At 69.7% G+C, this 21,335-nt stretch carries 18 protein-coding genes and 4 pseudogenes; 9 read left to right on the plus strand and 13 right to left on the minus strand.

Annotated features, from left to right (window positions below; translation table 11 throughout):
- A pseudogene (locus AB0I77_RS17915) lies at positions 1–1,156 on the plus strand (transposase); the annotation flags it as partial.
- Here AB0I77_RS17915 and AB0I77_RS17920 read toward each other — a convergent pair.
- Complete coding sequence (locus AB0I77_RS17920) at positions 1,148–1,456, minus strand: RICIN domain-containing protein (protein WP_363283530.1); 309 nt, start codon at positions 1,454–1,456, stop codon at positions 1,148–1,150. The pseudogene AB0I77_RS17915 and the gene AB0I77_RS17920 overlap by 9 nt on opposite strands.
- A gap of 515 nt (positions 1,457–1,971) precedes the next feature.
- Here AB0I77_RS17920 and AB0I77_RS17925 point away from each other — a divergent pair.
- Positions 1,972–2,421: a hypothetical protein gene (locus AB0I77_RS17925; protein ID WP_363283531.1), complete on the plus strand. Its 450-nt coding sequence runs from the start codon at positions 1,972–1,974 to the stop codon at positions 2,419–2,421.
- Positions 2,422–2,472: 51 nt separating this feature from the next.
- Here the strand turns inward: AB0I77_RS17925 and AB0I77_RS17930 are convergent, their stop codons facing one another.
- The 5 genes from AB0I77_RS17930 to AB0I77_RS17950 all read right to left on the minus strand — a co-directional run bounded on the left by AB0I77_RS17930 (position 2,473) and on the right by AB0I77_RS17950 (position 5,064).
- On the minus strand, positions 2,473–2,883 hold the full coding sequence (locus tag AB0I77_RS17930) for a DUF6069 family protein (protein WP_363283532.1): 411 nt from the start codon (positions 2,881–2,883) through the stop codon (positions 2,473–2,475).
- A complete protein-coding gene (locus tag AB0I77_RS17935; RefSeq protein WP_363283533.1) occupies positions 2,880–3,494 on the minus strand; it encodes a TetR/AcrR family transcriptional regulator in 615 nt (204 codons plus the stop codon). The genes AB0I77_RS17930 and AB0I77_RS17935 overlap by 4 nt, the downstream gene beginning before the upstream one ends.
- 57 nt (positions 3,495–3,551) lie before the next feature.
- Complete coding sequence (locus AB0I77_RS17940; protein ID WP_363283534.1) at positions 3,552–4,514, minus strand: ADP-ribosylglycohydrolase family protein; 963 nt, start codon at positions 4,512–4,514, stop codon at positions 3,552–3,554.
- Entirely contained in the window at positions 4,511–4,717 is a 207-nt protein-coding gene (locus AB0I77_RS17945) for a DUF397 domain-containing protein (protein ID WP_363283535.1), read from the minus strand. The genes AB0I77_RS17940 and AB0I77_RS17945 overlap by 4 nt, the downstream gene beginning before the upstream one ends.
- A gap of 176 nt (positions 4,718–4,893) precedes the next feature.
- Positions 4,894–5,064, minus strand: a complete 171-nt coding sequence (locus tag AB0I77_RS17950; protein WP_363283809.1) for a hypothetical protein — start codon at positions 5,062–5,064, stop codon at positions 4,894–4,896.
- Positions 5,065–5,200: 136 nt separating this feature from the next.
- Here AB0I77_RS17950 and AB0I77_RS17955 point away from each other — a divergent pair.
- Both AB0I77_RS17955 and AB0I77_RS17960 read left to right on the plus strand, forming a co-directional pair.
- Positions 5,201–5,323 (plus strand): annotated as a pseudogene (locus AB0I77_RS17955) (DNA-binding response regulator); the annotation flags it as partial.
- Between the two features lie 66 nt (positions 5,324–5,389).
- Positions 5,390–5,599 carry a hypothetical protein gene (locus AB0I77_RS17960; RefSeq protein ID WP_363283536.1) on the plus strand — a complete coding sequence of 70 codons (210 nt, stop codon included), beginning with the start codon at positions 5,390–5,392 and terminating at the stop codon, positions 5,597–5,599.
- An 871-nt stretch (positions 5,600–6,470) separates the two neighbouring features.
- Here AB0I77_RS17960 and AB0I77_RS17965 read toward each other — a convergent pair.
- Entirely contained in the window at positions 6,471–9,569 is a 3,099-nt protein-coding gene (locus tag AB0I77_RS17965) for a S8 family serine peptidase (RefSeq protein ID WP_363283537.1), read from the minus strand.
- Positions 9,570–10,040: 471 nt separating this feature from the next.
- On the opposite strand from AB0I77_RS17965, the gene AB0I77_RS17970 reads away from it, so the two are divergent.
- Positions 10,041–13,562, plus strand: a complete 3,522-nt coding sequence (locus tag AB0I77_RS17970) for a S8 family serine peptidase (protein WP_363283538.1) — start codon at positions 10,041–10,043, stop codon at positions 13,560–13,562.
- A 121-nt stretch (positions 13,563–13,683) separates the two neighbouring features.
- Here AB0I77_RS17970 and AB0I77_RS17975 read toward each other — a convergent pair whose 3' ends face one another.
- Positions 13,684–13,890, minus strand: coding sequence for a DUF397 domain-containing protein (locus AB0I77_RS17975; RefSeq protein WP_363283539.1), 207 nt, complete (start codon positions 13,888–13,890; stop codon positions 13,684–13,686).
- A 12-nt stretch (positions 13,891–13,902) separates the two neighbouring features.
- Positions 13,903–14,091: a Scr1 family TA system antitoxin-like transcriptional regulator gene (locus AB0I77_RS17980; RefSeq protein WP_363283541.1), complete on the minus strand. Its 189-nt coding sequence runs from the start codon at positions 14,089–14,091 to the stop codon at positions 13,903–13,905.
- Between the two features lie 117 nt (positions 14,092–14,208).
- On the opposite strand from AB0I77_RS17980, the gene AB0I77_RS17985 reads away from it, so the two are divergent.
- Positions 14,209–14,748, plus strand: a complete 540-nt coding sequence (locus AB0I77_RS17985) for a hypothetical protein (RefSeq protein WP_363283542.1) — start codon at positions 14,209–14,211, stop codon at positions 14,746–14,748.
- 259 nt (positions 14,749–15,007) lie between these two features.
- The gene (locus tag AB0I77_RS17990) at positions 15,008–16,177 is read left to right on the plus strand and encodes a serine hydrolase domain-containing protein (RefSeq protein ID WP_363283543.1); all 1,170 of its coding nucleotides are present in this window, start codon (positions 15,008–15,010) and stop codon (positions 16,175–16,177) included.
- Positions 16,178–16,203: 26 nt separating this feature from the next.
- On the opposite strand, the gene galE is transcribed toward AB0I77_RS17990, so the two are convergent.
- Positions 16,204–17,187, minus strand: a complete 984-nt coding sequence (galE, locus tag AB0I77_RS17995; RefSeq protein ID WP_363283544.1) for a UDP-glucose 4-epimerase GalE — start codon at positions 17,185–17,187, stop codon at positions 16,204–16,206.
- Positions 17,188–17,343: 156 nt separating this feature from the next.
- Here galE and AB0I77_RS18000 point away from each other — a divergent pair.
- A pseudogene (locus tag AB0I77_RS18000) lies at positions 17,344–17,544 on the plus strand (hypothetical protein); the annotation flags it as partial.
- 128 nt (positions 17,545–17,672) lie between these two features.
- On the opposite strand, the gene AB0I77_RS18005 reads toward AB0I77_RS18000, so the two are convergent.
- Complete coding sequence (locus tag AB0I77_RS18005) at positions 17,673–18,173, minus strand: MarR family transcriptional regulator (RefSeq protein WP_363283545.1); 501 nt, start codon at positions 18,171–18,173, stop codon at positions 17,673–17,675.
- A 120-nt stretch (positions 18,174–18,293) separates the two neighbouring features.
- Between AB0I77_RS18005 and AB0I77_RS18010 the strand changes: the two genes are divergently transcribed.
- Complete coding sequence (locus tag AB0I77_RS18010) at positions 18,294–18,707, plus strand: organic hydroperoxide resistance protein (protein WP_363283546.1); 414 nt, start codon at positions 18,294–18,296, stop codon at positions 18,705–18,707.
- A 12-nt stretch (positions 18,708–18,719) separates the two neighbouring features.
- Here AB0I77_RS18010 and AB0I77_RS18015 read toward each other — a convergent pair.
- A pseudogene (locus tag AB0I77_RS18015) lies at positions 18,720–18,944 on the minus strand (hypothetical protein); the annotation flags it as partial.
- An 88-nt stretch (positions 18,945–19,032) separates the two neighbouring features.
- On the minus strand, positions 19,033–21,294 hold the full coding sequence (locus AB0I77_RS18020) for a bifunctional glycosyltransferase family 2 protein/CDP-glycerol:glycerophosphate glycerophosphotransferase (protein WP_363283547.1): 2,262 nt from the start codon (positions 21,292–21,294) through the stop codon (positions 19,033–19,035).
- Positions 21,295–21,335: the final 41 nt, after the last annotated feature.

Raw genomic sequence — 21,335 nt, forward strand, 5'->3', positions numbered from 1 at the left:
CTTTGGGGTTTGCTTGAGCCGGATGCGGTGACAAGTCGCAAGTCCGGTTCTGAGGGGGCCGGAGCGCAGCAATGCGCTCTGGCTACCCGACAGACGTGTGACGCGTACGCCGCGCTCAAGGCCAATCTGAAGGCCGGGAACCTGGGCAGGCGGGGCTCGAAGCGGTACCGGCGGGCGGTGGAGAAGCCGGTCGTCTTCCGGTCTGAGGGGGCGCAGCCGTATGACGACCGGATGCTGTCCTGGCAGATCGCCGAGCGGCGGGTCTCGATCTGGACGACGGCCGGGCGGATCAAGGACGTGGCGTTCACTGCATCCCCGGAGCATCTGGCCACCCTGGCCCTGTACCGGAAGGGTGAGTCCGATCTGGTGTGCCGGGACGGCAGGTGGTTTCTCAATGCCACCTGTGAGGTGCCCGAGGCGCCGCTGAACACCGATCCGGTGGACTTCCTCGGCATCGACCTGGGCATCGTGAACATTGCCACCACGTCCGACGGCGAGATCATGGCCGGGCGCGAGCTCAACCGCGGCCGGGTCCGTGAACGACAGCTGCGCAGCAAGCTGCAGAAGAAGAACACTCCGTCCGCCAAGCGGCGTCTGAAGAAGCGCAGGCGCAAGGAGGCGCGACGGGCCAAGGACATCAACCACAAGATCGCGAAACATGTGGTGGCCGAGGCAGAACGCACCGGTCGCGGTATTGCCCTGGAGGATCTGACGGGCATCCGCGAGCGGGTACGGCTTCGCAAGCCCCAACGGGCCGCTCACTCCAGCTGGTCGTTCGCTCAGCTGGGGGCGTTCATCGCGTACAAGGCTCGTAAGGCCGGTGTGCCGGTGGTGTACGTCGATCCGGCGTACACCTCCCGCACCTGCGCCGAGTGCGGGTACATCGACAGGGCGAACCGGGTCTCGCAGGCCTGGTTCGCGTGCCGGAACTGCGGATTCGTTGATCACGCGGACCGATGGGGGCACCTCCCGCTCGAGCGAAGCCGAGAGTGGGGGAGGCTCCCGCAACATCCAGGCCCGTGCCTGGGAGTTGTGGCGAAGCGGGGCCCAGTCAACGGCCCCCGTCCCACCACCGGGGCGCACGCGCCGGGGTGGGGCTGGACGCAAACGCAGCATCACACCCAGTGATGCCCGTTGTGCAAGCCCGTCACTTTAGTGGCAGGTAGTTGACCTCGAAGACGCTGTCCGAGCGCCAGTTGAGGGTCCAGTCCTGGTTGAGGTCGCCGGACGGGGTCGCCTGGATGGCCGCGGCGCCGGCCGAGGTGCTGGCGCCGTCGATACCGGCGTTCAGGCCGGAGTTGTCGTTCCAGAAAGTGGTGAAGGAGCCGTCCGCGACGAGCCACCACGACTGCCAGGCGCCTGAGGAGAGGGGTTGCTGGACGAGCCTGGCACCGACGGAGGTGCTTCCGCCCGAGGGCTGGATGTACTTCTGGGACTTGAGGTTGCGCAGGGCCAAGGGCTCCGCGGCGGCCTCGGCCTTGACGCTGGAGGAAGTCAGAGGAGCCGGCTCGCTGCTCTTCGGCGACTGGGTTTCGGTGACCCGCGTGCAGGCCGAATTCGAGCGGAAGCCGAGCGCGCCCGACGCCGACGGCGGAGCAGATTCCTCCAGATGAGCCCCACCAGCGGTGGTACTGCGGGACGTGGCGGCGCCGCGTGGCAAGGTCGTGCGAGGTTGGCTTGTTGGAGACCCGCCCTCCGCTTCGGGAAGAGGCTGGAATCGGCCTCTGCGCGGAGTGGGCGGCCATCCGGCCGTTGCCGGTACCGGCCTGGCTTCCGGGGCGGGGCGGACGGCCTGAGGACCTAGGTCATGAAGCGGACGCAAAGACGTCGGCATGCCTCCCTCGCCCCACGCGAAACCATTCCTGACCAGCAGAAATCAAGGGATCAGGTTCGGTTGAGACATGGCTTCTCACTGGTGAGTGCCCGGGGCTAGCCTGACGGGCCCTGCTCGCTCGATGGTGAGGAGAGTAAGTGTCCACTCTGGTCAACGCTGTTGATGTCCGCCCGCGCGTGTACTACAGGACCATCCAGATCGGCCCCATCCTCTTCGAACGGGCACCGGCTGAGGACGACATCGTTCAGATCCCCGGAGAAGGCTGGCGTCTTACCTCCAGCGACAACGATTTCTACCCTTTGGTGCGTTTGGAGGTGTGGGACGGGCCCGCTCCTCAGCCATCAGGTTCTTGGGAGTATGAACGGGCTTTCCGCTCTCCGATGGCAGATCGCCTCGCGGTGGTCGACTTGGGCGGCGTCTGCTACGGCGAGATCGCGCTGCGGCCGGGGCGCTATCACCTGCGTTTGCTCTGCCGAGGGCGAGATCATGTCGAGGCTCCGCTGGCACTCGATCCCTTCCCTCCCGAAGGGCCGCACGAGGATCCCCTTGAGGTGTGGGTTGTTCAGATGTGGCCTGATGCTGACTGAGCTTGGGCCGCCTCCAACTGGTGCTGTTCGCGGCGTACTTGGTGTCGGCGGTCACCCCATGGCGACACCGGCTCCCACCCCGGGGGACCTCCCGCCCAGCCCCGGGATCAGCACCGCCGCCACCGCCAGGTGCATCAGAGCGAGGGAGACCCGGGTGCCGCCGTCCATGCCGTCGCCGATGAACGGCAGGAAGGACACGGCCAGTACGGCGCCGGCCATACTGGTCCAGATGGCGCGGGCGCGCCGCGCGCCGAACCGCTCCAGGGCGGCCAGCAGTCCCCAGCCGGAGAGTGACGCGAGCAGTGCGACGAACGCCACGGGCACGGCGCCGATGTCGAGCGTCTGCTCGCCGTCGGCGATTCGCAGCCGGTGTCCCAGCAGTGGGTCCGCGACCAGCCACACCAGGACGGGGGCCAGGACGGCCAGGGCCGTGACCCCCAGGCGCCTTCTCCGCGCGCTCACGTGGCGCCCCCCGAGAGGGCCCCGTGCAGGAAGACCTCCACCAGCTCCTGCGGGGTCAGGTCGGGCTCGTCCTCCGTACGCGGCTGGGTGAAGAGCAGCCCGAAGAAGAGGGCCGCGATCTGCTCCGGCGGCCGGCGCAGGGCGGCCTTGTCGGGCTCCAGCAGCTCCGCGAGGGCCGCGCGGATACGGGTCGTCGACTCGGTGCGGCCCGCGCCGCGCACCGTGCCGGGGTGCTTGCCGCCGCGATGGCCCAGCGAGCCGGCGATCGCGCCCATCCTGGACAGGTGCGCCTGCAGCGCCTCGGCCGCCTCCGCGAGCCGGTCGGGCAGCGGCTGGGACACGTCGATCGCGTCGAGTTCGCGGACCGCGTGCTCGGGGGAGAGCGCCTCGGCCATGCAGGCCTGAAGCAGCTCGTCCTTGTCGGCGAAGACCCGGAAGATCGTTCCCTCGCCGATGCCCGCGGCGCGGGCGATCTTCGCGGTCGTCACCGCGGCGCCGTACTCGGCGATCAGCGGGATCGCGGTCTGGATGATCATTTTGCGGCGCTGCTCCGGCGACATGCCGGGGGCGCGGCGACGGGTGGTGGTCTGGTTCTCCTCAGGTGCTGTCATGACTGCGAGAGTACGGAGTGAGTACTCACTCCGTCAATGAGTGAGTACTCACTCCGCTCACTTTTTCCTGCGGCTGGAGTACTGGCCGTTCAACCGGCGGGCGAGTGTGGAGAGTTCTTCCGTGTCCAGGATCCGTCCGCCGAACCCCGGCAGCGGTACATGCAGTGGCGCGGTCCAGCGTTCGGGGACCGCGGTGATTCCGTGTACGGCGCCGGCGAGTCCGCCGGTCACGGCCGCCACGGTGTCCGTGTCGCCGCCGAGGTCGATCGCGGCGCGTACGGCGTCCTCGTAGGAGGAGGTCGTCCGCAGGGCCCAGACGGCGGAACCGAGGCAGGGCCAGACCGCGCCGTTGAACTCCGTTGCCAGGTCCGGGTGCCAGCTAGGGGAGAGGACTACGGCGTACCGGTCCCGGTGTTCGGGGTGTACGGCGGTGAGCGTGTCGTCGATGGCGTCCAGGGGGTCGCCTCCGTCCAGCGCGACCCGCACCAACTCGTGGAAGACGGCGGTGCCTTCCCACGCGGCGCGGTCTCCGTGCGTGAGTGCGGCGATGCGGCGGGCGGCGTCCATGGTGGCCTCCCGGCCCTGCCGGGCGAAGTACACCGCGGAGGGTGCCGCCCGCATCAAGGCCCCGTTCCCCGCCGCGCGTTGACTGATCTGGAAGTGCAGGGCCGCCGCCAGGTCCCACGGGTCCCCGCTGCTCAGCACGGCCTCGGTCTGGAGGCCGATGTCCTTCGGGTCGGCCGCCGCCCACCGCTGGAACCACCGGAAGACGTCGGGGAGTTCGAGGCCGCCGCACTCCAGCAGCGACTCGGCGACGAGCACGGCCATCTGCGTGTCGTCGGTCGCCTCGCCCGGGTCCCAGCCGGCGCCGCCGCACATCTCGCCGCCCTGCCCCGGCTTCGGGAAGCGGGCGGAGAAGACGCCTTCGGGGCCGAACTCGAAGGGTGCGCCCAGTGCATCACCTACGGCGGAGCCGATGACGGCGCCGAGGGCGCGGTTCGTTCGGGAGGGGGTGTTCATTCGGTGAGGTTGGTGCTGCTCTTGACTGTGGTCAGGAGGGCGTGGAGGGCGGTGGGGTTGGTGGTGAGGATGGTGGTGGGGGTTTCGCTTTCGCGGAGGTGTATGGGGGTGGGGGATGTGTGGGGGAGGGCGAGTTCGACGCATTCGTCGCCTGTACCGCCGCCCGAGAACGACGACTTCTGCCAAGTGAGGCGCGTGGTCATGGGGCACCTTTCAGAGTTCCTGGAGCATGTGGGCGATGAAGTCCCGGGATTCGGCCGGGTTCAATGCCGAGCCTGCCACCCTGTCGTACCGCTTGCGGTGTTGCTTGAGCAGCGGCTCGGCATCGATTCAGGTCTTTGTCGCGAGCGGCGAAACCAGTGGAACCTCTAATTCCGAATCAGCGGGCCTCGTGGGCGCAAGCCCGTACAGCCTCCCGGCGCTTCCGCGCCCTGATTTGGTGCGTTACCGCATTGGCGAGAACGATGACGGCCCAGTCGTAGAACCGCCGTCCCTGCGTGCCGAGTCCGGCCGAGAGCTTCTGCCAGGCCCGCTCCAGCACCTTCTTCACTGACGCTGGAATCCGACGCTGTGGGTGCCCTTCTTCACGTCGCCGGTCTCGTCGACGACCAACACTGCGGCCTCGTCGCGCTGTGAGCCGGCCGTGCCCGGAGGGATCTGTAAAGGCCGCAGGCGCGTAGAGGAATCGCGCCGCCCTCGAAGCACGTAAGGAGATTCCTGGGCTGCCGGTGCTGGTGCTCTCGCAGTATGTCGAGGAGTCGTATGCCGCTGAGTTGCAGGGTGGTGGGAGTAGTGGTGTCGGTTATCTTCCCGCTGCCCGCCGGGCAGGGACACCCGTCCGTCGGCGTCCGACCCCTCCAGCAGCCGGGGCCCCCGTGTACGTCGTCGAACTCGCCTTCACGTGCACCCCAGAACGCCCCGCCGCCCGCCCCGCCCACCGCGCGACCCTCGCCCGGCTGCACGCCGAGGGCAAGCGCGTCGCCGCGGGCCCCTGGGCCGACGACAACGGGGCCCTCCTGGTGTTCGCGCTGGACCGCACGCAGTTGGAGCAGGTCATGAGCAGAAACGCCCAGCTGGTCAAGTAGCGCTGCCGGTGGCGCTGTTGGTGTAGGCGCCCTTTCGTGAGCCAGGGCAAGCCGTACTCCAGCGACCTGTCCCACGGGAATCCCGTGGAAATACCTCCCGCAAGACTTCTCGAACCACGTGCCGTCTACGCCTACTACGCAGCCGCCCTCCAGATCCCTGTCAGTGGAACGCGAGGCCTCACAGACAAATCGAAACGGCCCGCCAGATGAACCGACGAGCCGTCACGAAATGTCTATGCCACGGCGTCAGGGGTACGGATTCACCAACATCCGTACTCTGAGCGTATGCAGTAGTGGGGGGCTTCGAAACAATCTTCGTTGCTTGCCAACAGCCCCGAACCTCGAATCCTCGTCCAGGGCAGGCCGACCGGCCCGCCCTGGACTTGCAACAGAACCTTACTAAGGGCAGTTATATGCGGGAATACAGTCGCCCTGACTGGGAGGTGGGTTTATCGACATCGCGTGTGCCTGCGTCTGCGACGCGAACAGGGCTCCAAGAGCGGCAGCCACGACAGCGGCCATCACTGTCATCCTCCGGAACTGGCCAAAGACCCTACTCATAGCATCTCCTTGAGTGCTCTTGTTTGCGGCATCATTGCGCTCACGATTCCCTTGCGTTTGTGTGTGGGGGGCTGGGCGAATAACGCCATCTTCGATGGTGATTCTCCGTAACGCCATGATATCTCCTGAGGATTAGCGACCGCTAGAGGTAAATTACCTCTGTTTTCCATTCAGTCGCATCCTCCCGCTGGGTTCAGGTGTAGGGCCGGTTCAGGAATACCCCTGGCTATGGAGACATGCGCCTTGCCCTTGCCCTTGCATGCTGCGAGCACGGATAATTCTCGGAATCCGTCAGCGAATCAACTGAACGCTACGGAGTGACCGTCAGGACGGTGCTGCCGACGGTGTCCTGGCCGTCGCCGTAGCCGACCAGGCCGAGATAGACGCCGCCGGCCGGCACATCCCGCCAGGAGACGGTGGTCGGGACGGTGTCGCCCCGGGAGACCGGGTGCGTGGCCGGAGTGACGGTGGCCTGGTGGTCGGGGGAGCCCGGGCCGATCAGCCAGGTGTGGAGGGTGTACGTCTGGCTGGTGGCACCCGGTGGCAGGGCGTACTGGATGACGTACACCGTGTACGTGCCCGGCTTGAGGTCGGCGTGCTCGTCGTTGCTGTTGCCCGGCTTGGTGAGCAGCCTGCCGTCCTTGTCCAGCACCCACAGGTCCAGGTCACTGCCCGCGAGATGTTCGGCGGACAGGATCGCGACGCGGGCCAGGCCGGCGCCCTCGGGGACGGTGAACTCGGCCTTGGCCACGGAGGGCGACGGGCGCGACGGGTCGAAGTCGGTGTTCACGCCGGTCAGGGTGCCGCTCTTGACCGTGCCCGCGTACAGGCCCTGCATGGTGGTGGTGAGGGTGCCGTCGAAGCCGGCCTTCGGGGTGAAGGTGACCGAGCCGGTGGCGCCGTTGCCGGTCGCCTCGGCCGGAATGTTGACCGGCGAGGCCCGCAGGGCGACGGCGCTGCGCACCCGGTGGGTCTGGTCGCTCCAACTCACCGAACCGTACGACCACTTCCCGAAGGCGGCGTCGGTGCGGGTGAAGGTGACCTGGTAGGTGGCCGAGCCGCCGGGCGGGACGACCAGCCTCTTCGGCGAGACCTGGGCCTCGTAGCCGGGCGGCGTCTGCGGCGTGGCGGTGTAGACGCCGGTGGTGGAGGAGACGTTGGTGACGGTGCGGGTCACGGTCTGTTTCCCCGCGAGGTCACCCACCGAGATGGTCGGGGAGTTGAGGTCGCTCGGGTCGGTCTTCCGGGCGGTGGCGCAGGCGTCGCCGCCGTCGGCGGTCACCGGAGGCTGGCCGAGGGCGCACAGGTACGCCGTCCAGTCGGCGGAGGTGGAGTCGTAGACCAGGCCCGGGTCGTCGGCCGGGTTCGGGGCGACGTGCCCGGCGCCGTAGTCGAGCGGGGTGGCCGCGGCGCCGGAGCGCTGGATCGGCTTGCCCGCGCTGTCCTTGGTGGTGGCGGTGGTCATCAGGGCCGACTTGACCTCCATGGGAGACCAGTCGGGGTGCAGCTGGCGCAGCAGCAGGGCCAGCCCGGCCACGTGCGGCGTGGACATGGACGTACCGGACATGATGCCCTGCTCGCCCTTGAAGGCGCCGCCGGAACCGCCCGGGGTGGTGCCGGCGGTGATGTCCACGCCGGGGGCCGTGACGTTGGGCTGGAGCAGGTCGCCGCCGCTGTTGACGTCCGGGCCGCTGGAGGAGAAGTTGGCCACCTCCGGCGCCTCTTGGTGCACGGCTCGCGCCGCGCCGAGTTCGGCGGTGGCGCCGGTGGGGTCGGCGTACGCCCTGATCGCCTGGCCGGTGGCCTGGTCGACGTGGACGGACGGGACGGTGTAGGCGCCGGCCATCTGCGCGTCGATCGGGGTGACGTTGTACAGCACCATGCCGGCGCCGCCCGCGGCCTTGACCTCGTCGCTCTTGTCGGTCAGGACGACGGCGCCGTACGCGCAGAGCACGAGGGCGCCCTTCACCCTGTCCGGGGCGAGGGTGCCGGCCTGGCACTGCCCGGCCTTGGTGGCGTCCACCCCGCTCCTGCCCGCCTTCGCCGCGTCGACGAGCGGCGCGGACGGCACGGCGAAGGCGCTGGTGCCGACGCCGGAGTAGGAGGCGCCGTTGCCGAGGGTGACGGTCGTGCGGTAGCCGACGTCGTGGGTGGAGGCGGCCACGGTCGTCACCCACGGGATCCCGTTGGCGGCGGTGCCGGGCCCTGAGTTGCCCGAGGAGGCGGAGACGAAGACCCCGGCCTTGGCGGCGTTGAACAACGCCATGTACTCGGGGCGGTTGTCGGGATCGTCGTATGCGCCGGCGATGGAGTAGTTGATGACGTCCACGCCGTCGGTCACGGCCCTGTCCATGGCGGCGACGATGTCGGCCGTCCCGCAGATGCTGTTCCAGCACACCTTGTAGGCGGCGATGCGCGCGGCCGGGGCTATCCCGGATATCCGGCCGGATATGGCGGTGTCGGGCACCGAGGCGGGCACGTCGGCGTTGCCGGCCGCTGTGGTCGCGGTGTGCGTGCCGTGGGCCTCGGCGTCCATCGGGGACGGCCAGTCGTCCTGCTCCGGGTCGGTGACGTCCTTGTTGTAGTACTGGGCGCCGATCACCTTGTTGTTGCAGGTGACCCGGTGCGCGGGGTCGTCGCCGGGGTCACAGCCGCCCTTCCACTTCTTCGCGATGACCTCGGCGTCGGGCCGGGGCTCCGGAAGGGCCCGCAACGACGGGTTGTCGGTGTCGATACCGGAGTCCAGCAGACCGATGATCATCCCCTGCCCCGCGTTCCGCTGACCGCCGGGAATTTTGGAGTACAGACCGCCGCGCTTCTTCAGTCCCAGGAACCCGACCGTGTCGGCGGGCGGGAGGGAACCGGCCGTGGTCGCGGTGCCGGCGGTGGTCGCGGTCGCGGTACCGGCTGTGGTCGCGGTACCTGCTGTGGTGGTCGTGGCGGCCAGGTGGTTCGCCTTGCTGCGGGCCAGCGAGACGACGCCCGGGGTGCGGGCCAGTTCGGCGGCCTGGCTGGCCGTCAGTTTGGCGGAGAACCCGTTCAGTACGTACTGGTAGGTGTACAGCGGTGTGACGCCCCGCACCTCGTCCAGGACCTGGTCGCGTGCCTGCTTCAGCCGGCCGAGGTAGTCGCGTACGGCCTCGGAGCGGGGGTTCACCTTCTCGCCAGGGGCCGGCGCTGTCTTGCCGTACGTGGCAACGGGCTTGTCGGCGAGTTGGACGAGGTAGGTACCGGCGGAGTACGTCTGCCGGCTGATGTCGGCCGGTTGCCGCGCCGTCGGTCCGGTGGGCGCGGCCTGCGTGGGCGGGCTGGAGGCGAGAAGCAGAAGGCCGCCGGCGACTGCCGGGGCCAGGAGCGACACGGCTCTGCGGCCGAGGCGGCGGCGCCGGCCGCGGTGTTGCTGAGACACAGAGTGCCTTCCCCCTGCGCATACGTGAGACACGTATCCGCGCGCGAAGTGGAGTGGTCAGTTCCCCAAGGTCGCCATCATTTTGTTGCCAATGAGGCTGATTGAGAAGAGACAAATGCTTGATAGTCCAAGAAGTGCACAGCTCCTTCACGGAGTTCTTCCGTCCACCGGGGTGACGGCCGTGCCGTAGAGAGCCCGCGTAGGGCCCCTTTCTTTCCTTCACGCCTCTCGCGGGCTCAACTGCGCTGCGTTTCTGTCAGACGGTGCTGGGCGGACTGGCGTTCCGACTGTTGTGGATATTCGGCCGACCGGCTGAGGCCGGCCTGAATGTCTAGGCCGGCCGGCGGATGTGGGCGGCCGTCACCGCAACGAAAGTCGGGGGCGACGGCCGGAAGGAGCGCATGAGCAGTTCGGCCGTGACGTTTGTTCACGGCCCGTGGCGACACGGGCGCTTGGAAGGGAAGGAACGAGTTGAGGACACAACGCAGGAGAGGCGGTTGCCGGAAGGCGGTGCTGCCCGGCACCGTCCTCGTGGCGCTGATCGCTTTGGCCGCCGGGGCATTGCCTGCCGCGGCCGCACCGTCGGCACGCAACCATGGGACCGGACAGGCCGGTTCGGCGCCGTCGGCCCTGTTGGGGGAGCGGACCGGAGCGGGCCGGACCGCCGAGCGGATCACGCTCATCACCGGGGACACGGTCGGCTTGGACGCGAAGGGGCGGGTCACTGGGGTGACGCGCGGCGATGGACGTGCCGGCGTGCCGCTGTCCCTGCAGCGCTTCGCCGGGCACACCTTCGTGATACCGGCAGACGTCAGCAGGCTGCTGGCCGACGGGCGCCTGGACCGGCGGCTGTTCGACGTGACGGGCCTCGCGGCAGCCGACTACGACGACGCGCACCGGCGGAGCGTGCCGCTGATCGTGTCGTACCGGAAGGGGGCCGCCCAGCAGAGCGCCCGCCGGGCGGTACGGGCCGCCGACGCCGACGTGCGGCGGCAACTGTCCGTGGTGCACGGGGAGTCGATGACCGCGCCCAAGCCCGACGCCGAGGGTGTGTTCGACGCGCTGACCGCCCCGATCGCCGGCCGGCCCCGTGACCTGACGACCGCACCCGGCGTCGACCGTATCTGGCTCGACGGCCGCAGGGAGTTGCGCTCGGGCGGCGCGCGGACGGCGGCGGCCGGCGCCCCGGCGGGGCAGGCCGACTCGTCGGCCGTGGACGCCCCGGATCCCAAGGGCGGCCCGGTGCAGATCGGCGCGCCGGTCGCGTGGAAGGCGGGTTACGACGGCGCGGGTGTCAGGGTCGCGGTCCTGGACACCGGGATCGACGCCACCCACCCTGACGTGAAGGACCGTATCGCCGCCGCGAAGGACTTCTCCGGCGCAGGCAGCACGGACGACTTCGTCGGGCACGGTACGCACGTGGCCTCCACCCTCGCCGGGTCCGGGGTCAGGAGCGGCGGCAGGTACGTCGGTGTCGCGCCGGGCGCCCGGCTGCTCGTCGGCAAGGTGCTCGACGACTCCGGCAGCGGCGATGACTCCGGCATCCTCGCCGGGATGCAGTGGGCCGTGCAGCAGAAGGCGAAGGTCGTCAGCATGAGCCTGGGAGGCACGGACTTCACGGGGGCAGACCTGCTCGAACAGGCGGTGAACGACCTGTCGAAGTCCTCCGGCACCTTGTTCACCATCGCCGCCGGCAACGAGGGTCCGACCGCCGGCACCGTCGGCAGCCCCGGCTCCGCGGAGCAGGCGCTCACCGTGGCCGCCGTCGACCACGGCGACAAGCTCGCCGACTTCTCCAGCCGGGGCCCGACGGCCGACTCCGCCTTGAAGCCCGACATATCCGCGCCCGGCGTGGACGTCATCGCCGCCAAGGCGGCCCGCAGCCACGATGACGACGCCGCGACCCCGGGCTACGTCTCGATGTCCGGTACCTCGATGGCCACCCCCGCCACTGCCGGCGCCGCCGCGATCCTCGCCCAGCGGCACCCCGACTGGACCGGGCAGCAGCTCAAGGCCGGTTTGCTGGCCTCCGCCAAGCCGCTGACCGGGCAGAGCGCCTATGCGGTCGGCGCCGGCCGGGTCGACGTCGGCCGGGCGATCCACCAGACGGTGACCGCTGCCCCCGCCTCCGTCGACCTCGGCACGCAGCAGTGGCCGCACGCCGACGACCAGCCGGTCAGCCGCACCCTCACTTACACCAACACCGGGGACGAGCCGGTCACCCTCGACCTCTCCCTCACCGAGCAGATCGGCCCGGACGGCAAACCCGCCCCCTCGGCAGGTGTGTTCACGGTCTCTCCCGCGCGGCTGACCGTGGCGGCGGGCGGCACGGCAGACGCCACCGTCACCGCCGACACGCGCTCCGCAGGCCTGGCCGACGGGGCCTGGTCGGCCGCTGTCACCGCGGCCGGCGGCGCCCAGACGGTACGCAGCGCCGTCGGCATCGTGCGCGAGGTGCAGTCGTACACCCTGACCCTGAAGACCACCGGCCGGGACGGAAAGCCCGCCCCGGACGCCGACCTCACCATCGTCGGCCAGGACGCCGTCCAGGTGTACCGCCCGTACGACTCCGGCGACAAGGACCGCGACGGCAAGGTCACCATCCGGCTGCCGAAAGGCCGCTATCTGCTGGACACCCGGATCGGGCGCACCACCGGGGGCCGCGACGAGCTGGCCTGGCTGGTCACGCCCCGACTGGTGATGGACCGCGACCGCACCCTCACCCTCGACGCCCGCACCGCCAAGGGGGGCCACGTCACCGCGCCTGACGCCCGGGCAAAGCTCCGTACCGCCCAGGCGGTCTTCGCATCCCACGGCGCCGTTTCCGATTACGACTACGCGGGCGGTCTGCTCTCGAACGACTACGACCGCGTCTACCTGGCCCAGGCCGGGCCCGCCGCACCGGCGAAGGACTTCATCGCCCAGTTCGGCGGCATCTGGCAGCGTGGCGCCACCGACCCGCAGTACAACCTGGTCGTCACCCGCAAGGGCACCATGTTCACCGGCCTGAACCGCACCGTCCCGGCGCGCGGGCTCGCCAAGGTCGTCACGGCGACCGGCTCCGTCGCCGCGGGCACCCGCGCCACCCCGAAGGTCTCCTGGTCCGTGCCCGGCTGGGACGCGTTCGGCTGGGTGATGTCATCTCTCGAAGGAGCCGCGCGGAAGGCGCCGTACCACTCCGGCATCCAGTACGTGTCCACAGACCACGACGTGCGCTGGGACCTGGGCATGGCCCTCGGCTCCACCGCCCACCCGGACATGGGCACACTGCAGTCCGGCGCCCGGCGCTACCAGCCCGGCCGCAGCTACCGGCAGACCTACAACACCGGCGTGTTCGGTCCGCTCCTCTCCAAGAACTCGGGAGGCGCCTACTCGGGAGACCTGTACGCCTTCTGCGTGCCCATGTTCGCCGACGGTGCCGGCCACGATTACCTCCCGGGTGCCACGGACACCTACCGCACCCGGTTCGCGACGGGCGGCACCACCCTCACCGACGCGAAGGGCGACCCCTGCCTGATGCCCAACGGCAGCGGCTTGAAGGACCACACCGCCCGTTACCGGCTCAGCATCGACGCCTCCCGCAGCGCCGCCGTCCACCGGGTCGGCACCCGGGTGTCCGCGGTCTGGAACCTCACCCTGAGCCCCGTCTCCAGCGCCAAGGTGGCCACCATGCCGCTGTCCGTCGTCCGCTTCAGCCCGAAGCTCGGTCTGGGCAGCACCGCCAAGGCGGGTGCCCGGATCACCGTCCCGCTGACGGTCCAGGGCGCGGCGGCCGCCCGCGGTGCCCTGCGGTCGCTGACCGTCCAAGTGTCGTACGACGGCGGTCGCACCTGGAAGAACACACGGGTGCACACCGCGCCTGGCGGCAAGCGCTCGGTGACCCTGACACAGCCCCGGACGCCCGGCTCCGTGTCCTTCAAGGCCACGGCTGCGGACATCAAGGGCAACACCGTCAGCCAGACAATGATCAACGCCTACCGCACCGTCAGGTAGCCGGAACACGCGCGGTGATGCCTGCCGCAGGTCGCGGTCGGCACAGCGAACACAACGCACCAAGGTCCGGGTCGAGAACCCGGGCCTTGGTGCGGGGCGCGGTTCGTTCGGGCGGGGGTGCTCATCCGGTCAGGTCGTTGCCGCTCTTGACTGTGGTCAGGAGGGCGTGCAGGGCGGTGGGGTTGGTGGTGAGGATGGTGGTGGGGGTTTCGCTTTCGCGGAGGTGTATGGGGGTGGGGGATGTGTGGGGGAGGGCGAGTTCGACGCAGCTGTCCCCTGTGCTGCCGCCAAAGAAGGACGATTTCTGCCAGGTGAGGGGTGTGGTCATGGTGACGCCCTTTCAGAGTTCCTGAAGCATGTGTGCGATGAAATCCCGGGACTTGGCCGGGTTCAAGGCTGAGCCAGCCACCCTGTCGTACCGCTTGCGGTAGCGCTTGAGTAGTGGCTCGGCATCGAAGAAGACGCTGCTGTGACCGGAGTCGGTCTGCACGGTGTCCAGCTGGGCGGCGAGGCCGTGTAGGTAGTCCATTGACCGGTTCGAACTCGGGGCACTCTGACCGTGGTTCCGTCGTGTCGGCGAGACACCCCGCAAGGGGATCGCTGCGTTCCCATACCGCTGTAGATCCCTCGCTGTCACCATCTGGTCATGACGACTGTCGATGACAGCGAGAGCCCCCTCGCCGCTTCACCTGCCGTGTTGCAGGCCCCCGACGCGGACGCTGAAGGCGTTGCTCAGATGGCCCACTTGCATGGTGAATTCCAAGCGATCATCACCGAATCCATTCGCCAGGCCCGCGCGTACCGTGTCTGGGGACGTGTTTGGAAGACAGCGCACATCCTGCTCGGGCTGCCGGCGACAGTACTGGCCGCGTTCTCGGGGGCCACCGGTCTGTCCTCGGCCGACGCCCGCATTCCAGCTGCCGTACTCGCCCTGACCTCCGCCGGCTTCGCCGCGGCTTTCAGCTTCCTCCAGAGCGACGCCAAGGCCGCACGCGCCAAACGGTGCAGGAACGCCTGGCTTGTCATCGAGGCCGACGCGCGCTTGAGTGCGGCCATTGACGGGTATCGGGCAGTCCCCGAAATGCATCGAGCCCTCGTCCGACTGTTGGAACAACGCAGGGCCATCTTGGCCGAGGACTTCGACAGGGCATTCGAGCTCTCTCAGGCCAGCACGGTCACTCCTTAGTACTCCAGTACTCCAGCCGTAGATCGTGATCTTGCTGGTCGGGGCCGACCGGGGGAGCCTCAGCATCCTTAAGGGGGGTAACCCCCCGGCACCGCCCTGAGGACAGCGCATCGGTACGCCAGGGGAAAGCCGGATGGGGCGATCCCCCCTCCGCTGGTGGGATGGTCGTCGACCGCCGGCTCCGGGGGTGACACAGTCGCGGGCCACAGCCTGAGCGGTCCCTTAACTCGCGCACAACCTCAGCAGAGAAGGGGTCGTCATGCATGGGTTGAGAAGGCGTCGGCGAGGCCTGCTCGTCCTGACCAGCCTGGCTACAGCCATCCTCGCCGCATCGACCGCGCCCACGGCGGCGGCGAAGCCGCCGTCGGCCGATCCGCTTCAACGGCAGGTGGAGGCGATCCACGACACTGGGGTGGTCGGTGTGCACGCCGAGGTGACTTCACCGGACGCACGCGACAGCGCGTACGCCGGGACGGCCGCGATGAACACACGGAGGCCGATGCCGCGGAGCGGAAGGTTCCGGATCGGCAGTGCCACCAAGACCTTCACCGCCACGGTTGTGCTGCAACTCATCGGCGAGGGGCGAATGTCCCTGGAAGACACCGTCGAACAGTGGCTGCCGGGAGTGGTCCGGGGCAACGGCAACGACGGCAGCCAGATCACCGTGCGGCAGCTGCTGCAGCACACCAGCGGCATCCCTGATGTCGGGCAGGAGATATCCGCGCTGAAAAGCGCGGACGGCTATCGGGCCGAGCGGTTCCGCACGTACACCCCCGAGGAGTTGGTGGGGCTGGCGATGCGGCACCCTGCCAAGTTCTCCCCGGGCGCCGGCTGGTCGTACTCCAACACCAACTACATTCTCGCCGCGATGATCATCCACAAGGTCACCGGCCGGAGTTGGGCACGGGAGGTGAAGGACCGGATCATCCGCCCGCTGGGCCTGAGGGACACCAGTACGCCCGGAGCCTTCCCGTTCGTTCTGGGGCCGCACGCCCAGGGCTACGCCACGTTCGGCACCGACACCGGCATCGACGTCACGGTGCTCAATTCGAGTATGGCCGTTGGCTCCGGCTCGGTCATCAGCACCGCGCACGACCTGAACCGGTTCTACGCCGCGCTGCTCGGGGGCCGTCTGCTGGCTCCGGCGCAGCTCGACGAGATGACGACCACCAAGCTCGCGCCCGAGCTGGGCGTGAGGTATGGACTCGGTCTGGCCGAGATCCCGTTGCCCTGTGGCGGCAGCTACTTCGGCCACCGGGGCGAACTCCTCGGCTATGTCACCTGGGGCGGCGCCACCCGAGACGGGACCCGGACCGCCGTGGTGTACGTCACCAGTGACGGCGGACAGGACACCCAGCAGGCCATGACCACACTCGTGGGTCAGGAACTGTGCCGGCCGGATTATGAGGAGGAGACCCCGCGTGAGTGACTGAAGCAGGGAGCCCGCCGAGCCGATCAATCGCGTGCCGCCCCCGGATGCAGCCGTACCCAGCCCTCCCAGGCCGATGTGATCATGTCCTGGACGTCGTGCTTGGCCTTCCACTCCAGTTCGGTGGCGGCGCGGTCGGCGGAGGCGACGACTCGGGCCGGGTCGCCGGGGCGGCGGGGGTGGACGGTCGGGGAGCGGTCGTAGCCGGTGACTGAGTTGATCAGGTCGATCATCTCGCGGACCGAAACGCCCTCGCCCCGGCCGATGTTGAGGGTGAGGTCGCGGCCGGGCGAGGACTGGAGGGCGCGGGCCGTTGCCACGTGGGCTTCCGCAAGGTCCATCACGTGGATGTAGTCCCGGATGCAGGTGCCGTCCGGGGTCGGGTAGTCGTCGCCGAAGATGCGCGGGGCCGCTTTCTCCGTGAGCTTCTCGAAGACCATGGGGATCAGGTTGAAGGCGCCCACGTCGGCGAGCTCGGGGCGCGCCGCGCCCGCCACGTTGAAGTAGCGGAGCGACGCCGTGGACAGGCCCGTGGCCTTGCCGGTCGCGCGGACCAGCCATTCACCGGCCAGCTTCGTCTCGCCGTACGGGTTCATCGGTACGCACGGCGTCTCCTCCGTCACCAGGTCCACGTCCGGCATGCCGTACACCGCCGCCGAGGACGAGAAGACGAAGGACGCGACCTCCGCCGCCGTCACGGCCTCCAGCAGGACGCGCAGGCCCTCGACGTTCTCCCGGTAGTAGTGCAGCGGCAGGTCCACCGACTCGCCGACCTGCTTCTTCGCCGCCAGGTGGACGACGCCGGTGACGGCGTGGTCCGCGAGGGTGCGGGCGACGCGCTCCCCGTCCAGGATCGACCCCACCACCAGCGGGACCCCGGCGGGCAGGCGCTCGGCGATGCCCGTGGACAGGTCGTCGTAGACCACCGCGCGCTCGCCCGCCTCGGTCATCGCCCGCACGACATGCGCTCCGATGTAACCCGCACCGCCGGTGATCAGCCAGGTCGTCATGTATCGCCGTCCCCTCGTCAGTCGTCTTGCGGTCATCAGTCAAGCAGGCGTTGGAGTCTGCAATCGCGGGAGACGCGTCAATCGTCGGTAAGAGCTTGCTGATAGCACAAAGTATGACTTGTGGTGAATGGCGAGTCGTCGGCGAAGGTTGGACGGGTCACCTTTCAGGTCGCGCGGCGTTCGGTGCCGGAGATCTGGCGGCTGCTGCACGGTGTGGACGCGGTGCACGGCCTGTACTACCTGCTCATGCACGCCGTGCGCGCCGTCCTCCCGCCCGGCGAGGTCGCCCTGCGGCTGCTGTCCGTGTGCGCGGCGGCGGTGACGGCGGGGATGGTGGCCGCTTTGGGGATACGGGTTTCCGCGGAATCCGACCGAGCGCGTCAAGCTCACCGTCGTAGGGGAGGAGTTCGTGCCCGCGGAGCCCCGGAAGGAGCACGTCCTGCGTGACGGGGTAACTCTCCGGCTCTACGTTCGCCGGCCTCAGGTCACTCGCGGCCCGGCGTCTCCTGCGCAGAGGCGTCCAGCGCCGCCGCGTCCAGCGTCGAGGTGAGCTCGTCGAGGCGTTCGCGCAGGGCGCGGATCTCGTCGGGGTCGAAGCCGGTCGCGGCGACGATCCGGCGCGGCACCTGGAGCGCGCGCTCGCGCAGGGCGAGGCCCTCCTCGGTCAGCCGCACCTCCACCGAGCGTTCGTCGCGGGCGCTGCGCTCGCGTCGGACCAGACCGGCCGCCTCCAGACGTTTGAGCAGCGGCGAGAGGGTGCCGGAGTCGAGGCGCAGGTGTTCACCGAGCTTCTTCACGGGCATCTCGCCCCGTTCCCACAGGACCAGCATCACCAGGTACTGCGGGTAGGTCAGGCCGAGATCCTTGAGGATCACGCGGTAGACACCGTTGAAGGCGCGGGAGGCGGCGTGCAGGGAGAAGCAGATCTGGGAGTCCAGGCGCAGCCAGTTCTCCTCGGTGGCGGCGGGTGTCGGCATCGCGTTCATGTCTCCAGAGTAGCTTGTGTCCGTCATTTAGTTGTAGGCAATTTAATTGTGTGCTCTAATTGTCCTCGTGAGCGGCCGGACCGGGCCGCTCACGACATGACTTGAGAGGGATGGATTTCCATGGAAGCGCTCTACACCGCTGTCGCCACCGCCACCCACGGCCGGGACGGCCGTGCCGTCTCCTCCGACGGCAAGATCGACCTCGGCCTGGCCATCCCGGTGGAGATGGGCGGCACCGGTCAGGGCACCAACCCGGAGCAGCTCTTCGCCGCCGGTTACGCCGCCTGCTTCGGCAGCGCCCTCGGTGTCGTCAGCCGCCAGGCCAAGGTCGACCTCAGCGACGCCGCCGTCACCGCCGAGGTCGGCATAGGCAAGGAGGGCGAGGGCTTCGGCCTGAAGGTCGCCCTCCGCGTCGAGCTGCCCGACTCCGTGGACGCGACGACCGGCCGCAAGCTTGTCGAGCAGGCCCACCAGGTCTGCCCGTACTCCAACGCCACCCGCGGCAACATCGAGGTCGACCTCGTCATCGAGTAAGGCCCGAGAGGGTCAGCCGACCCGCGCCGGCACCTCCCCCGCCCGTCCGCTCCACGCCACCACCACCGCCTCCTCGGGCACCGGTGCCGGCGCACGTGACAGCGGCGGACGACGGCGGTGCGTCCGGCGCGGGTCGACGTCGGGGCGAGGCAGGCGCGGATGTCGGCGAGTCGCCGCAGGCGTTCCCCGTTCGTCGAGGACCGGGTCCGGCCAGGCGGGCGCGGCGACGCCCGGGCCGTCCCGCCGGACGCCAGGTGGACGGCCGGCTCGGCGTGGGCCGCGAGGGGTTGGACGGCATACGAACTCCCCGGCGCGAGAACGGCGTTCAGACGCGATCGGTGACGGCCAGGTGCCCCGCGGGATGCGGCACGGTGGCGAGCGGCGGGCGCACGAGTGCGGCTGCCGCTGACGGCACGGGGTGGCGCTCGGCGAGCGGCACGACCGGCGGGGCGTCCGTCTCCCCCAGCACCACATGGCGTACGACCCGCTCGGCGGCGCGTCCGTCGTCGTACGGGCAGAAACGCTCGCGGAACGCGGCCCGCAGCTGGGCGGAGCGCGAGCCGCGCCAGTGGTCGGTGGCGAAGATGTCGATCAGCTCGTCCTCGCTGCGCGCGACCGCGCCCGGCGGGAAGGAACGCAGGTCGAAGTAGGTGCCGCGGGCCGCCTCGTACGCCTCCCGGTCCTCGGCGTGGATCACGATCGGCCGGTCGAGGTTGGCGTAGTCGAACATCAGGGACGAGTAGTCGGTGACCAGGGCGTCCGAGGCGAGGCACAGATGCTCGACGCGCGGGTGGTCGGTGACGTCGATGACCCCGCCCCCGCCGGGCACGAGAGGGCCGCCGTGGTCGTGGTGGGCGCGGGCCAGGACGACGAATCGGGGGCCGAGACGGCGCAGGACGCGTTCCAGGTCCAGGGCGCAGCGCTGGGTGCGGCGGTAGTCGCGGTGGGTGGGCGCGTACAGGATCGCGACCGTGCCCTCGGGGATGCCGAGGGACTCGCGCAGCCGGGCCACCTCGACCGAAGTGGCCCGCTGGAAGATGTCGTTGCGGGGGTAGCCGTAGGCGAGCGTGGTGTAGCCGCCGGGGTGGACGCGCTCCCAGGTGAGGCTGGAGTGGCGGTTGGCGGACAGGACGTAGTCCCACCTGTCGACGTCCTGGAGGAGCTCGCCGAAGTCCGTGTCGCGGGCCGCCGCCGGGCGCTCCTGGAGGTCGAGGCCCATGTGCTTGAGCGGGGTGCCGTGCTGGGTCTGGACGAGGATCTGACCGCGGCGCTTGACCAGGCGGCGGTCGAAGGTGACGTTGGCGACCAGGTACTTGGAGCGGGCGAGCGCCGTCCAGTAGGCGACCGTGCCGGGACGCAGGTGACGAGGGCCCGGCGGGATCGTGTGGTGGTGCTCGGGGCGGGCGATCCACGCCGTACGGATGTGCGGCGCGTGGGTGCGGAACGCGGCCTCCAGCGCGCCCGGGTTGCAGCCGTGGCCGCGGCCCCGGTACGCCGAGAAGACGGCCCGGTCGGCGCGCAGCGGCAGGCGCAGCTGGACGCGGTAGTGGAGCCTCAGGACGGCCGAGCGCAGCGCCTTGAGCAGGCGGACGGCGGCTTTGCCGCTGCGCCGGCGCACGGCCCCGGCCAGTTGCACGGCGCGGAAGGTGCGGTGCAGACCCAGCTGGACCAGGGCGTGCCGCAGGCGCGAGCGCAGCGGGACCGGGTGGCCGGGGGTGCGGTAACGGCGGCAGTGGGCGCGGGCCTTGCGCAGGAACTCCGCCTTGCACTCGCGCGGCAGCCGGTCGCGCCGGGTGAACACCGTCGCGAAGTGGTCGACCATGCGGCGGAACAACACCGGCCGCCAGACGGCGAGTTCGGGGCGCTGCTCGAGATACGCGAAGATCCGGTCGTACTGCTCGAAGACGTCGAAGTGGCGGCGGCTGGTCGTGCGCAGGATGGTGCCGCGCCGGCGCTGCCGGTAGTACACGCACACCCGGTCGAGGGTCGCGATCGACTCGGCGGTCATCAGGACCGGGTACGACCACGGGGTGTCCTCGTAGTAGCCGGGCGGGAAGGCGAAGCCCTCGCGCTCGACGAACTCCCTGCGGTACGCCTTGTTCCAGGCCACCATCGGCAGCTTGAGCAGACCCGGGCGGTCCTGGAGACGGAAGGGCGCAGGTCCGTGCTCGGTGAGCCGGCCGCCGGCCTGGCTGCGGGCGGTGCGGCCCGACCAGTGGGTGCGCGCGTAGTCGTGGACCAGGACGTCCGGCTCGTCCGTCTCCTTCAGCCGGTCGGCGATCGCGTGGAGCGCGCCCGGGGCGAGGGTGTCGTCGCTGTCGAGGAAGAGGAGGTAGTCGCCCGTGGCCTCGCGCATCCCGGCGTTGCGGGCGCGGCCGAGGCCCTCGTTCTGCGGCAGATGGAGTGGTCGTACACGTGGATCGCGGGCGGCGGCCTCGTCGATGATCTCGCCGCAGGCGTCCGGCGAGCAGTCGTCGACCGCGATCACTTCGAGATCGGGATACGACTGGGAGAGCACCGATTCCAGGCATTCGTGCAGGTACGCCTGAACCTTGTACGCGGGGACAATGACACTGAACCTGGGCAAGGGACATCCATGGGTCGGCGGGTCGGCGCGGGCGTTCTGCC

The organism is Streptomyces sp. NPDC050619, assembly GCF_040654815.1.
Classification (GTDB): domain Bacteria; phylum Actinomycetota; class Actinomycetes; order Streptomycetales; family Streptomycetaceae; genus Streptomyces.

Excerpts from the sequence above, each read along its gene's own strand:
- AB0I77_RS17985 (WP_363283542.1), top strand. The coding sequence starts at position 14,209 with ATGACGACTGTCGATGACAGCGAGAGCCCCCTCGCCGCTTCACCTGCC.
- AB0I77_RS17975 (WP_363283539.1), bottom strand. The coding sequence starts at position 13,890 with ATGACCACACCCCTCACCTGGCAGAAATCGTCCTTCTTTGGCGGCAGC.
- AB0I77_RS18010 (WP_363283546.1), top strand. The coding sequence starts at position 18,294 with ATGGAAGCGCTCTACACCGCTGTCGCCACCGCCACCCACGGCCGGGAC.
- AB0I77_RS17940 (WP_363283534.1), bottom strand. The coding sequence starts at position 4,514 with ATGAACACCCCCTCCCGAACGAACCGCGCCCTCGGCGCCGTCATCGGC.
- AB0I77_RS17990 (WP_363283543.1), top strand. The coding sequence starts at position 15,008 with ATGCATGGGTTGAGAAGGCGTCGGCGAGGCCTGCTCGTCCTGACCAGC.
- galE (WP_363283544.1), bottom strand. The coding sequence starts at position 17,187 with ATGACGACCTGGCTGATCACCGGCGGTGCGGGTTACATCGGAGCGCAT.
- AB0I77_RS17945 (WP_363283535.1), bottom strand. The coding sequence starts at position 4,717 with ATGACCACGCGCCTCACTTGGCAGAAGTCGTCGTTCTCGGGCGGCGGT.
- AB0I77_RS18005 (WP_363283545.1), bottom strand. The coding sequence starts at position 18,173 with ATGAACGCGATGCCGACACCCGCCGCCACCGAGGAGAACTGGCTGCGC.
- AB0I77_RS17935 (WP_363283533.1), bottom strand. The coding sequence starts at position 3,494 with ATGACAGCACCTGAGGAGAACCAGACCACCACCCGTCGCCGCGCCCCC.
- AB0I77_RS17980 (WP_363283541.1), bottom strand. The coding sequence starts at position 14,091 with ATGGACTACCTACACGGCCTCGCCGCCCAGCTGGACACCGTGCAGACC.